We start from the raw sequence: 12,501 nt of genomic DNA on the forward strand, positions 1-12,501 counted from the left end.
CAACGATGAAAATTCAACTGTTATCGGCGCTGGTGCTGGGCGCGCTGAGCTTCGCAAGCTTCGCGCAGGATGCGTCAACCGACAGCAATCTCATTCGTCAGGGGGAATACCTGGCGCGGGCGGGCGACTGTGTGGCTTGCCATACCAACGGTAAAGACGGGAAACCGTTCGCCGGCGGTCTGCCGATGGAAACACCGATCGGCACCATTTATTCGACCAACATTACGCCGGACAAAAAGAACGGCATCGGCGATTACACCTTCGAAGAGTTTGACGATGCGGTTCGCAAAGGGGTCCGCAAAGATGGCTCAACGCTGTATCCGGCGATGCCATTCCCGTCGTTTGCCCGCGTGAGCGAAGCGGATATGCGCGCGATGTACGCCTACTTTATGCATGGCGTGGAACCGCAGGCCGAGCCAAATCGCGACTCCGATATCCCGTGGCCGCTCTCCATGCGCTGGCCACTCTCCATCTGGCGTCTGATGTTTGCGCCAACGCCGAAAGACTTCGTCATCAATCCAAACGCCGATCCGGTGCTGGAACGCGGTCGTTATCTGGTTGAAGGGCTGGGGCACTGTGGCGCATGTCATACGCCGCGTAGCCTGACCATGCAGGAAAAAGCCCTGAGCGAAAAAGACGGCGATAACTATCTTTCCGGCAGCAACAGCCCGATTGATGGTTGGGTGGCGTCCAGCCTGCGCGGTGAAAATCGCGATGGACTGGGCACCTGGAGCGAAGCGGAACTGGCGGAATTCCTGAAAACCGGGCGTAACGACAAATCCGTGGTCTTCGGCGGCATGAGCGATGTGGTTGAACACAGCCTGCAATATCTCTCTGACGATGACATTACGGCGATTTCCCGCTACCTCAAATCGCTGCCGCCGCGCGACGGCAAGCAAACGCCTGCGCCTGTTGAAGACAGCGTGGCGAAAGATTTGTGGAAAGGGAACGACAGCAAGCCTGGTGCGTCGCTGTATGTGGATAACTGCGCAGCCTGTCACCGTACCGATGGCGTAGGTTACAAACGTGCATTCCCGTCGCTGAAAGGCAACCCGGTGGTGCAGACGGAAGATGCCACTTCGCTGATTCACATCATCCTCACCGGTAGCACGACGCCGGCGGTGAAAGGAGCGGTTTCCAACCTGACCATGCCGTCATTCGGCTGGCGTCTGGACGATCAACAGGTAGCGGACGTGACCAACTTTATCCGCACCAGTTGGGGCAACAACGCGCTTCCGGTTAGTGCATCGGATGTGGCGAAGGTGCGTAAATCGCTTTCTCACGATGAAAAAGCGATGGGCAACGCCGATATCTCCAAACTACCAACGCCGTAATGGACAAACGGGGAGCCTCGCTCCCCGTTAAAGGGTTTTTCATGCTGCACGCAAATCAACTGACCTGCGTCTACGAGGAACGGGTGCTATTTGAGTCGCTGTCTTTCACGGTAGAGTCCGGGGAAGTGGTGCAAATAGCGGGCGCGAACGGCTCAGGTAAAACCTCTCTGCTACGCCTGTTAGCCGGACTGACTCAGCCCGAAAACGGTGATGTGTTCTGGGGCGGTGAACGGCTTTCGCGCGCGCGTGACACGTTTCATCAACAGCTGTTGTGGATTGGGCACAAACCGGGCGTCAAAACCTCGCTCACTGCCGAAGAGAATCTGCGCCTCTTTTATCCGCGCTCGACGCTTGCGGCGCGGGAAACGGCGCTGGCGGCGATAGGACTGGCAGGATTCGAAGACTTGCCGCTGTTTCAGCTCTCGGCCGGGCAGCAACGACGCAGCGCGCTGGCACGGCTGTGGTTAAGCGATGCCGCGTTATGGATCCTCGATGAACCGCTGGCGGCACTTGATGTGTCAGCGATTGAGATACTGACCCGTCGGCTGGAAAAACACGTGCACAGGGGCGGCAGCGTGGTGCTGACCACCCATCAGCCGCTGCGTTCGCTCAACTGCCCGTTACGCGTCTTAACGTTATCCGGCGGGGAGGCGTACGTTTCATGATCCGCACGATTTTTCTCTGCGAGCTGCGCTTGGCCTGGCGGCGAGGCGCGGACATCCTTAACCCGCTGTGGTTTTTCCTGATTGTCATCACGCTCTTTCCCTTTAGTGTTGGGCCGGAAAGCGCCCTGCTGGCGCAAATCGCGCCGGGCGTTATTTGGGTCGCGGCGTTGCTGGCCGCGCTGCTGGTGATGGACCGCTTATTTCGCGATGACCTGCTGGATGGTTCGCTGGAGCAGCAACTCTTGCTGCCGACGCCGCTCCCGGGCGTGGTGATGGCGAAAGTGCTGGCGCACTGGATGATGACCGGGCTGCCGCTGCTGCTGGTTTCACCGCTGGCGGCGCTGCTGCTGGGTATGAACGCACACAGCGCAGGCGTGCTGTTTCTGACGTTACTGCTGGGTACGCCCACGCTGAGTTTTATTGGTTCGGTCGGCGCGGCGCTCACGGTGGGTTTGAAACGCGGTGGCGTTCTGCTCAGTTTACTGGTGCTGCCGCTCTCTGTTCCGATGCTGATTTTTGCTTCCGCCGCCTGCGAAGCGGCCGCTGCGGGTCTACCCGTTGATGGCTATCTCGCGGTGCTGGGCGCTTTTCTGGCGGGGAGCGCGACACTATGTCCGTTCGCCACCGCTGCCGCATTGCGGCTTTCCGTTTAACGGGCCTGTTTTCACCAGGAAGGGCAATTTTATGTGGAAATTATTACATCAACTGGCGATACCGGAGCGGTTATACACGCTCTGCGGCCGCTGGCTTCCGTGGCTGGCAATGCTCAGCGCGTTGTTGCTGATTGTCGGGCTAGGGTGGGGGTTCATCTACGCGCCAGCCGATTATCAACAGGGTGAAAGCTACCGCATTATGTACGTGCACGTACCGGCGGCGATGTGGTCGATGGGGATCTACGCCATGATGGCGCTTGCGGCGTTCATCGGCCTGGTCTGGCAGATGAAAATGGCTGACTTAACGCTTATTGCGCTGGCACCGGTTGGCGCAGGTTATACGCTAATCGCTCTGGTGACGGGCGCAGCCTGGGGCAAACCGATGTGGGGCACCTGGTGGATCTGGGATGCGCGTCTGACGTCTGAACTGGTGCTGCTGTTTCTTTACGCCGGGATAATCGCATTGTGGAACGCCTTCGATGACCGACGCCTGGCCGGACGCGCGGCGGGGATCCTGGCGCTGGTTGGCGTCGTTAATTTGCCAATCATTCATTACTCGGTTTTATGGTGGAACACCCTGCACCAGGGTTCAACCAATATGCAGCAGACGATTGACGTCAGTATGCGCATGCCGCTGCGGTATTGTATCCTCGGTTTTCTCTGCCTGTTTATCACCTTAACGCTGCTGCGTCTGCGCAACCTGATCCTCTGGCAGGAGCGTCGTCGTCCATGGGTGGCGACGCTCACAAGCAAAGGAGACGCGCAATGACGCCTGCATTCTCATCATTCGCCGATTTTCTGGCCATGGGCGGCTACGCCTTTTATGTCTGGCTTTCGCTGGCAACGACGCTGATTGTGCTGCTGGGGCTGGTGGGGTATTCGCTCTGGCAGCATCACGCATTATTGCAGGCTGTACGGCGTCAGCAGCGTCGCGAGCAACGGCTTCGCCACGCGCGTGAACACATGAATAAGGAGCAGGCCGATGCAGGCACGCCGTAAAACTCGCCTTTATCTGGTACTGGCCGTGCTGGCAGGGCTCGGGCTGGCGGTGACCCTGGTGCTGTACGCTCTGAGCACCAACATTGACCTGTTCTATACGCCGGGAGAAATCCTCAACGGCAAAAATGAAACGCAGGAAAAGCCGCATATCGGCCAGCGCTTGCGCGTAGGGGGGTATGTTGAGCCGGGTAGCATCAAACGTGATGATAAAACGCTGGATGTCACCTTCCGCCTGTACGACGCGCGCGGCGCGGTCTCAGTCAGCTACAAGGGCATTTTGCCGGACCTGTTCCGTGAAGGGCAGGGGGCGGTTGCGCAGGGTGTTCTCGACGGTGAACGGCATATTACCGCACAGCAGGTGTTAGCGAAGCACGATGAAAACTACACGCCGCCGGAAATTCATAACGCCATGACCACCGCGCCAACCGCGCAAAAGGATACTCGCCAATGATGCCGGAACTGGGCAACTTTTTACTCTGTCTGGCATTAGGGCTTGCGCTACTGCTGGCGATTTACCCGCTATGGGGCGCCTATCGCCAGAGCCGTTGGCTGATGGCGCTGGCGCGTCCCTTAAGCTGGGGGCTGTTTTTCGCGATTCTTGCCGCATTTCTGGTGCTGGTGCACGCCTTCGTGGTCAACGATTTCACGGTGCGCTACGTCGCGGACAACTCTAACGTTGCGCTGCCCGTCTGGTATCGCGTCGCAGCCACCTGGGGCGCGCACGAAGGTTCGCTGCTGCTGTGGGTGCTGTTGATGAGCGGCTGGACCTTCGCCGTTGCGCTGGGCAGCCGCCGGATGCCGCTGGACGCCGTCGCGCGCGTGCTGGCGGTGATGGGCATGGTCAGCGCCGGTTTCCTGCTGTTTATTCTGTTCACCTCTAACCCGTTTACCCGCGGGCTGCCTGAATATCCCATCGACGGGCGCGATCTGAATCCGTTGTTGCAGGATATCGGCATGATCTTCCACCCGCCGTTGCTCTATATGGGCTACGTTGGTTTCTCGGTGGCGTTTGCTTTTGCGATAGCTTCATTACTGGCCGGGCGACTCGATACCGCCTGGGCCCGCTGGTCGCGCCCGTGGACGCAGGCGGCATGGGTATTCTTAACGATGGGTATCGTGCTCGGGTCGGCATGGGCCTATTACGAGCTGGGCTGGGGCGGCTGGTGGTTCTGGGACCCGGTCGAAAACGCCTCGTTTATGCCGTGGCTGGTGGGGACCGCGCTCATGCATTCCCTGGCCGTAACCGAAAAACGCGGCAGTTTCCGTGCCTGGACGGTGCTGCTGGCGATCGGTGCTTTCTCATTGTGTCTGTTAGGCACCTTCCTGGTGCGCTCCGGCGTGCTGGTGTCGGTGCATGCCTTCGCCTCCGATCCGGCGCGCGGTATGTTTATTCTGGCGCTGCTGGTGTTGGTTATCGGCGGCTCGCTGCTGCTGTATGCCCTGAAAGGCGGCAGCGTGCGGGCGCGGGTCGAACACACATTATGGTCGCGGGAATCTTTCCTGCTGGGCAACAACATCTTGTTGATTGCCGCCATGCTGGTAGTGCTGCTGGGTACGCTTCTGCCGCTGGTGCATAAAGAGCTGGGGCTGGGCAGTATCTCTATCGGCGAGCCGTTCTTTAATACCCTGTTTACCGTGCTGATGGCACCGTTTGCGCTGTTGCTGGGGATCGGCCCGCTGGTGCGCTGGCGTCGCGATGATGCGAAGAAACAGATTAAGCGGCTGGTCATTTCGCTGCTGCTGACGCTGGTGTTGTCCATTGTTCTGCCGTGGTGGCTACAGGACCGCATCGCCGCAATGACGGTCATCGGTCTGATGATGGCACTGTGGGTCTTTATCTTCGTGCTGATTGAACTGCATGAACGCGCCACCCATCGCCACGGTTTCTGGCGCGGGTTGACGAAACTTTCTCGCAGCCAGTGGGGCATGGTGCTGGGGCATATTGGCGTGGCGGTGACCGTCACCGGTATCGCCTTTAGTCAAAGCTACAGCGTCGAGCGCGATGTGCGCATGAAGGCGGGCGACAGCATTGATATCCACCAGTATCACTTCGTCTTTAAAGGCGTGCGCGACATTGTCGGGCCGAACTGGTTTGGCGGGGAAGGGGTTATTGAGGTTACTCGCCATGGCCGTCCGGAAGCCACCTTGTATGCGGAAAAACGTTTTTACAGCGCCAGCCGCATGATGATGACCGAAGCCGCCATCGATGGCGGCCTGACGCGTGACCTGTACGCGGCGCTGGGTGAAGAGCTGGATGACGGCAGTTGGGCAGTTCGTCTCTATTACAAACCGTTTGTTCGCTGGATCTGGTACGGCGGTGTGCTGATGGCGCTGGGTGGGCTTTGCTGCATGCTCGATCCGCGCTACCGGATGCGTAAATCACGTCAGGAGGTCAGTCATGACGCGTAAAGCGCTTTTTCTACCCCTGGCGCTGTTTCTGGCGCTGGCCGTTGCATTGCTCTGGCAATTAATGCGTAACGCGGGCGGGGATGATCCGACGTCGCTTGAATCGGCGCTTATCGGCAAGCCGGTTCCCGCTTTTCGTCTTGAATCGCTGAGTAATCCCGGCGAGGTGTACGATCGTTCGGTGCTGGTCAGCGGGAAGCCGCTGCTGCTCAACGTCTGGGCCACCTGGTGCCCAACCTGCCGCGCGGAGCATCAGTTCCTCAATCAGCTCTCTGCGCAGGGCGTGAGAGTGGTGGGGATGAACTATAAAGACGATCGCCAGAAAGCGGTCGACTGGTTGAATCGCCTCGGTAACCCTTATTCTCTGAGCTTGTTTGACGGCAACGGTATGCTGGGGCTGGATCTCGGCGTCTACGGCGCGCCAGAGACATTTCTCATTGATGGGCAGGGCGTAATTCGCTGGCGTCATGCGGGCGCGCTGGACGATCGTGTCTGGCGGGAACAGCTGGCGCCACTCTGGCAGCAATACAATGAGGGGGCGTCATCATGAGGCGCTGGATACTCGGTATTGTCGCGCTGCTGCTGGCCTGCAATGCGCTGGCGGCCATCGACACCTGGCAGTTTAAAGATGACGTCCAGGAGCAGACGTTTCGCGAAATCACCTCTCAACTGCGCTGCCCGAAATGCCAGAACAACAGCGTCGCTGACTCCAATGCGATGATCGCCGCCGATATGCGGCTGAAGGTCTATGAACTGTTGCGCCAGGGGCAGAGTAAACAGCAGATTATTGATTACATGGTGGCGCGCTACGGTAATTTTGTTAGCTATGAACCGCCCGTCACGCCGGGGACGATTGCCCTGTGGCTGATCCCGGCGCTGTTTATTGTGGCGGGCGCGACGGTTGTGGTGACGCGCGCCCGGCGGCGCATGACGCAGAGCGATGCGCTCAGCGATGAAGAGCGCGAACGCCTGGCTGCCCTGTTAAACAAAGAGAAAGAGCTATGACCCTGTTTTTAATCGTCGCCGCGCTGCTGCTGGTAGGCGCACTCGCGCTGCTGTACTTTCCGTGGTCTTCGCGCGATGACGTCAATCACGACGCGCTGAACCGCGCGTTTTATCACTCGCGCCTGCGGGAAATTGAGCTGGAAGCGCCTCAGGAACGCGACGCAATGGTGGTGGAACTGCAACGTACGCTGCTGTCGGATATCCCGGAAACGGCCTCGCCGACAGCACGCCCTCAAAGCCGCTGGCTGCTGTTACCCGGCGCGCTGGCGCTGGTGGTTATCAGCCTCGGCGTGTTTCTGAAAACGACCGATATCGGTGAAGTGCTGTCGTTACGTCTGGCACAAAATGAACTTCGCGGCCTTGTGCAACGCGCGTTAAATCCTGCTGAGCGTCCATTGCGTACGGATGAAGTGGAACAACTGGGGCTCGGCTTGCGCAGCCATGTCCAGGCGGCGCCCGACGATCTGGATGCCTGGCGTTTGCTGGGGCGGGTAGGCATGGTGCTCAATAACGGCGACATGGCGATAGGCGCGTATGCCAGAGCCAGCCAGCTTGCGCCAGATAGCCCGGCCATCGCGCTGGATTACGCCGGAGCCTTATTGTGTACGGGTGATGAAAGCGCGAACCGACAAGGCGAAATGAAGCTGCATGAACTGCTGAAAAAATACCCCGATAGCGTACGCGCGGCAGCAATGAACAGCACTCAGCCGCCGCTCAATTTGTTGAACAATACCGGCATGCGCTGCGATGTGATGGTACACCGTTTCCTCGACATTCTGGCGCGGGGAGATAAATCGTAACAAACGTGCAGCCTGACGCGTTGGCGCTTACAATGAGTAGCGTTAATTGACGGATGTATTGTGCATCCCGTACCTGGTGGAATAATGCAGTTAGAAGATATCCGGATTTTTGTCACAATCGTGAATATGGGAAGCTTTACGGCAGCGGCGGAACATTTGCAGCTGTCGAAACAATATGTCAGCCGACGCATGGCGGCGCTGGAGAAAAAAGTCGCCGCTCGTTTACTGGTACGTAATACGCGAAAGCTGTCGGTAACCGACACCGGGCAAGTTTTTTTTCATCACGCACAGCGAATACTCGACGAAGTTCATGAAGCCGAACAGGTTATTTCCGCTCGTCAGCAAAAACTGACGGGGTCCTATCGTATCAGCCTGCCGATGATTTATGGCGTGCGCCGCCTCGCGCCGCTGGTGGTGGAATTTCAGGCTGCACATCCGGAATTAGCGATGCATATCGATATGAGCGATCATTATGTCGATGTGGTCGGCGAGGGCTATGATATGGTCCTGCGAATCGGCAACCTGATGGACTCCACGCTGATTGCCCGCTGTCTGGGAAAACTGGCCATGGTGCTCTGTGCCAGCCCGGACTACCTGAAGATTCACGGCACGCCACGATCGTGCGACGATTTAAGTCAGCACAATTGCTTACTATACGGGCGTGAAGGACAGCTGGGCTGGAAATTAAAATCGGACGGTGCGCTTAACACCTTCGCCGTAAAAGGCACGCTCAGCAGTAATCATGGTGAAGTGATTCGCGACGCCGCCGAGGCCGGTGCGGGTATCGCGCTATTGCCCGCCTTTATTGTGGAAGATGCGCTGCGTCAGGGCTCACTGGTGCAAATATTAGCGGAATGCTCACCCCCGCATCTGACACTTAGCGCGCTGTATCCCAAACATCGACAGAATAGCGCGGTGACACGCGTATTGCTCTCATTCCTGGCGGAAAGGGTGGCAGGGATAGTGGATGAAGATGCGGGTGATGAAATATAAATCGCGGTTTATGCGGCTATATTAGCTCCAGCCTTGTTTACTGCGACGGATATAAGGTAATACGGATAATAAAGCCAGAACCGCTAAGACCATTCCAATCCATAAAGCTGAACGTAAACCGAACCCTGATGAAATTGCCATTCCACCTAAATAAGAACCGCCACCTAATCCAATATTGATAACGGAAGTATGAACGGCATTGACCATTGGGCCTGGATGAGCCACGCTGACAATTCTTGCCATCATTGCCGGGTTCATTGGTACGCCTGATAAACCGATGAGTATGACAGCCAGAATAGCAATCGCCTGGTATTGAACAAAGAGTGCCATGCCGAGCAAAGAAATGCTTAATATTGTTAATCCGACAACCATAACCGCTAAACTATGGCGATAGGCAAGACGTCCCGTTACCATATTCCCGATAATATTGGCCAGCCCATAAAGCATCAGGATGAAGGGAACCGTCTGCATTGTAAATTCACTGACATCCGTCAGTACGGGAACAAAATAACTGAATGCTGCAAAACTTGCGCCCAAAATCAAACAGCTGGTAGCGCAGGCTTTCCAGTAGGCTTTGTTTTTAAATGCCTTTATCTCTTCAGCCATCTTGATAGCACAGCCGCCGCTCATATGTGGTAATAAACGCACTAATGCTAACAGGCATATGAAAACCAGGACCGCGACCAGCCCAAAACTCATTTTCCAGCCCCAGTGCTGGTCAATGATTGTTGCGATAGGTACCCCAAAGACATTAGATACCATAAAACCTGCTATGACTATTGACGCGGCGCGAGGGCGATTTTCTACAGAGACAAGGGCCATACTTGTCGCGAGCGAAAGACTTAAGCACCCTGCACACAAAATACCTGTCACGATTCGAATAGCAACTAACACATTGTAATCAGAGACAAAGACGCTTAATCCTTGAACGAGAACATATAGTCCTAATAACCATAATAATGTTGAGCGATAGGGGGCTTTAAACTTAAGAAAAGCGTAGGTTAATACCGGTCCACCTAACATTACACCGAATGCATAATATGAAATCAAATGCCCGACTTCGCCGACGGTAACACCAAATGCTTCAGATAGCGTGGTCATCATACCCGCCACCATCAATTCTGCCGTACCTAATGAAAAAATGGCTAACCCTAAAATATATACGACTAATGGCATGTTTTTTTATTTCTCCATTGTATTGGAATGATCGTTACAAAAATGAACGCTAGTAATTAATGAAATTTTATGCTTAGAATTTATAAATTGATTAACAGACCAGCGACGACATCTTCGAGGATTTTTCTATCAGAAATGTTTTTATTCAGTACACGTAAACCGTAATAGCCTGCCATAAAGCCTCTCGCCATTTCGACGGCTGATGCTTTATTGTTAAGCTCACCACTTTGTTGACCTTCGATAAATACCGCCACCAACGTTTTTTCTAAACGCTCACGATATTCATTATTCAGGCTGGCAACGGCTTCATCTTTACTGCCCATCTCCAGGGCTGAAAATAAGAGCATCGCATCATGCTGCTCTGGCTGAGAAAGATCTTCGGCAATGCCCCAGAGCAGGAGGGTATGCAAACGCTCTTTCACCGGACCTGATTGTGTGAGTATTGCTAACTGTGCGGACATAGTTTGTTCATGGCTGCGCAACAAAGCTTGCTCGTACAGGGCTTGTTTGCTTCCAAAGGCATTGTATAAGCTTCCTCGCCCTAATCCCGTACCATTGCATAAATCTTGCGCAGAGGTGCCTGCATAACCATTGGCGCTAAAAACAGCGACGGCAGCATCGATGACATCCTGATCTTCGAACTTTCGTGGACGACCTGGAAAGGTTGGTTTGTCAGCACTCATAGGGATGTGGGACTTAAAATGAGTAGAGGCGGCATAGTATTGATTATGGAACGATCAGTCAAATAATTTTCATAAAAAAATCAGCGGTGATGCGCAGACAGATTTTCATGTGAATTGCCATGCACCACGGCGTTAGTTTTTATGTGCAATGACCATTTAATTACTGTGGTAATTGCGGGGGTGTCACTACAACTTCCGCTCCTGAACAGAGCGGAGAAGCTCACCAGGCCAGGGGGCCGTCATGAGCAACTCTTCGTTGGCGATCTAAAGTTAACAAAATGTTTAATTTTTAAAGTAGACAAGAGCATCTATAGTTTTCAGACACTTTGAATGTCATGGAACAGAGTCAATGAAAAAAATAATCGTTGTTGCCTTATCCCTGGGTAGCTTGAGTGTATTAGCTGCCCCTGAAGGGACTCTCAGCGTTCATATTCTTAACCAGCAAACGGGTCTGCCGTCTTCTGGCGTGAAGGTTGTGCTGGATAAACAAGAGGGAGTGAACTGGAAGCATATTGCCGATGGAAAAACCGATGCAGGTGGCCGAATTAAATCACTTTATCCCGCAGACAGTGATATGACACCGGGGATTTACAGAGTAACCTTTGAAACAGGTGACTATTTTAAAAGCCAGAAAATGGAGACATTTTTCCCAGGTATTCCAGTGACGTTCAACGTTTCTAAAAATAATGAAAAACTTCATATCCCTCTTCTGTTGAGTCAATACGGCTATTCAACCTATCGCGGTAGCTGATTCGCTGAGTTTAAGGATAAATTCCGATGGATGCGGCAAGTGCTATCTCTGGATAGGGATAAGCCTTGCCGAAGACACGTAAAGGCCGCTATGTGCGAGGAGCGGACGTAGGATTTCTATAAAAACGTTATAACACCTCTTACTTTATCGAGGCGCTATATTTACTTGGTGAATAACCTGTCCTGCGTTTAAACATATTCCCGAATGATTCCGCTGAGGAATAGCCTAAATGGTGAGCTATTTTCGCGACAGAGCTTCCTTCTTCCAGTAATGAAATTGCGCTTATGACGTGCATCTGTTGGATCCAGTGTCGAAAAGTCAGGCCAGTTTCTTTCACGAAAAGACGCATAAGCGTGCGACTACTGACGCTGATTTTATCGGCCAGATTATCCAGTGAGGGAAGATATCCTGGATGGTTCATTAACTCTTCGCACAGCGACTGGAGCCGCATATCACGTGGCCAGGGAAGTTCCAGAGAGACTTTTCCACCGGCTTTTATTTCCTGCAAAATTAATGTCTCTAAGGCAGAAAAACGCTGCTGCTGTTCGCTGTCAGGACTATTTTGTTGCTGATGCGTCAGTTGGTTTATCGCAATCAGCAATTCCCTTAACAGCGGTGAAATCCCGGTCGTGAAACACCGATTTCCGACTATTTTGCTCTGTGCTTCATTGATCAGAATGGTTTTAAGCAACACGTTGCCTGTCGCGACAAATTTATGCGGCATCTGTGGCGGCAGCCAGAGTGCACAGCTGGCGTGGACCATCCAGACGCTACCACCCGCCCACACCCGCACGGCGCCTTCCGCAGGATAGAGCAGTTGGGCATAGATGTGCTTATGCCACGGTACTATCCCACCGTTCAGATGTTCAGAATCCAGTCCGATGATGTGATGTCCCGGCAGTGCTTCTGGCTGTAGTGTGATTGTCATTTTGGATGTGTTTATTGGCATTTATCATCATAAAAGACATGATAATTTTTCTGCCATGGATGTGCAACCTCATCAGGATGCACGGTATTAGACATTCTGAGCGACGGT

Annotated in this window: 15 protein-coding genes; 12 read left to right on the top strand and 3 right to left on the bottom strand. The window is 54.4% G+C overall.

Annotated elements, in window-relative coordinates; all coding sequences use genetic code 11:
• The first annotated feature begins 5 nt into the window (after window positions 1-5).
• The 11 genes from AC1MKH_RS09040 to AC1MKH_RS09090 all read left to right on the top strand — a co-directional run bounded on the left by AC1MKH_RS09040 (window position 6) and on the right by AC1MKH_RS09090 (window position 8,855).
• Window positions 6-1,334, top strand: a complete 1,329-nt coding sequence (locus AC1MKH_RS09040) for a c-type cytochrome (RefSeq protein WP_276220329.1) — start codon at window positions 6-8, stop codon at window positions 1,332-1,334.
• 41 nt (window positions 1,335-1,375) lie between these two features.
• Entirely contained in the window at window positions 1,376-1,999 is a 624-nt protein-coding gene (gene ccmA, locus AC1MKH_RS09045; RefSeq protein WP_276220328.1) for a cytochrome c biogenesis heme-transporting ATPase CcmA, read from the top strand.
• Complete coding sequence (gene ccmB, locus AC1MKH_RS09050) at window positions 1,996-2,652, top strand: heme exporter protein CcmB (RefSeq protein WP_231827785.1); 657 nt, start codon at window positions 1,996-1,998, stop codon at window positions 2,650-2,652. Before ccmA ends, ccmB begins: the two co-directional genes overlap by 4 nt.
• 31 nt (window positions 2,653-2,683) lie before the next feature.
• Window positions 2,684-3,421 carry a heme ABC transporter permease gene (locus AC1MKH_RS09055; RefSeq protein ID WP_276220327.1) on the top strand — a complete coding sequence of 246 codons (738 nt, stop codon included), beginning with the start codon at window positions 2,684-2,686 and terminating at the stop codon, window positions 3,419-3,421.
• The gene (gene ccmD, locus AC1MKH_RS09060; protein WP_276220326.1) at window positions 3,418-3,651 is read left to right on the top strand and encodes a heme exporter protein CcmD; all 234 of its coding nucleotides are present in this window, start codon (window positions 3,418-3,420) and stop codon (window positions 3,649-3,651) included. The genes AC1MKH_RS09055 and ccmD overlap by 4 nt, the downstream gene beginning before the upstream one ends.
• Window positions 3,635-4,102, top strand: a complete 468-nt coding sequence (gene ccmE / locus AC1MKH_RS09065; protein ID WP_276220325.1) for a cytochrome c maturation protein CcmE — start codon at window positions 3,635-3,637, stop codon at window positions 4,100-4,102. Before ccmD ends, ccmE begins: the two co-directional genes overlap by 17 nt.
• The gene (locus AC1MKH_RS09070) at window positions 4,099-6,060 is read left to right on the top strand and encodes a heme lyase CcmF/NrfE family subunit (RefSeq protein ID WP_276220324.1); all 1,962 of its coding nucleotides are present in this window, start codon (window positions 4,099-4,101) and stop codon (window positions 6,058-6,060) included. Before ccmE ends, AC1MKH_RS09070 begins: the two co-directional genes overlap by 4 nt.
• Window positions 6,050-6,607 (top strand): DsbE family thiol:disulfide interchange protein, encoded by a 558-nt coding sequence (locus AC1MKH_RS09075; RefSeq protein WP_276220323.1) that lies wholly within the window; start codon window positions 6,050-6,052, stop codon window positions 6,605-6,607. Before AC1MKH_RS09070 ends, AC1MKH_RS09075 begins: the two co-directional genes overlap by 11 nt.
• On the top strand, window positions 6,604-7,062 hold the full coding sequence (locus tag AC1MKH_RS09080; RefSeq protein ID WP_276220322.1) for a cytochrome c-type biogenesis protein: 459 nt from the start codon (window positions 6,604-6,606) through the stop codon (window positions 7,060-7,062). The genes AC1MKH_RS09075 and AC1MKH_RS09080 overlap by 4 nt, the downstream gene beginning before the upstream one ends.
• Window positions 7,059-7,862, top strand: a complete 804-nt coding sequence (ccmI, locus tag AC1MKH_RS09085) for a c-type cytochrome biogenesis protein CcmI (protein ID WP_276220321.1) — start codon at window positions 7,059-7,061, stop codon at window positions 7,860-7,862. The genes AC1MKH_RS09080 and ccmI overlap by 4 nt, the downstream gene beginning before the upstream one ends.
• 84 nt (window positions 7,863-7,946) lie before the next feature.
• Window positions 7,947-8,855: a LysR family transcriptional regulator gene (locus AC1MKH_RS09090; RefSeq protein ID WP_276220320.1), complete on the top strand. Its 909-nt coding sequence runs from the start codon at window positions 7,947-7,949 to the stop codon at window positions 8,853-8,855.
• A gap of 21 nt (window positions 8,856-8,876) precedes the next feature.
• Here the strand turns inward: AC1MKH_RS09090 and AC1MKH_RS09095 are convergent, their stop codons facing one another.
• Together AC1MKH_RS09095 and AC1MKH_RS09100 are read right to left on the bottom strand one after the other, a co-directional pair.
• Entirely contained in the window at window positions 8,877-10,031 is a 1,155-nt protein-coding gene (locus tag AC1MKH_RS09095; protein ID WP_276220319.1) for an MFS transporter, read from the bottom strand.
• A gap of 80 nt (window positions 10,032-10,111) precedes the next feature.
• On the bottom strand, window positions 10,112-10,714 hold the full coding sequence (locus tag AC1MKH_RS09100) for a TetR/AcrR family transcriptional regulator (RefSeq protein WP_276220318.1): 603 nt from the start codon (window positions 10,712-10,714) through the stop codon (window positions 10,112-10,114).
• A gap of 349 nt (window positions 10,715-11,063) precedes the next feature.
• Here AC1MKH_RS09100 and uraH point away from each other — a divergent pair, with 349 nt between their 5' ends.
• Window positions 11,064-11,465 carry a hydroxyisourate hydrolase gene (uraH, locus tag AC1MKH_RS09105; protein WP_276220317.1) on the top strand — a complete coding sequence of 134 codons (402 nt, stop codon included), beginning with the start codon at window positions 11,064-11,066 and terminating at the stop codon, window positions 11,463-11,465.
• Between the two features lie 139 nt (window positions 11,466-11,604).
• Here uraH and AC1MKH_RS09110 read toward each other — a convergent pair whose 3' ends face one another.
• Complete coding sequence (locus AC1MKH_RS09110; RefSeq protein ID WP_276220316.1) at window positions 11,605-12,393, bottom strand: AraC family transcriptional regulator; 789 nt, start codon at window positions 12,391-12,393, stop codon at window positions 11,605-11,607.
• Window positions 12,394-12,501 lie beyond the last annotated feature (108 nt).

The organism is Pseudocitrobacter sp. CD920760 (assembly GCF_057782505.1).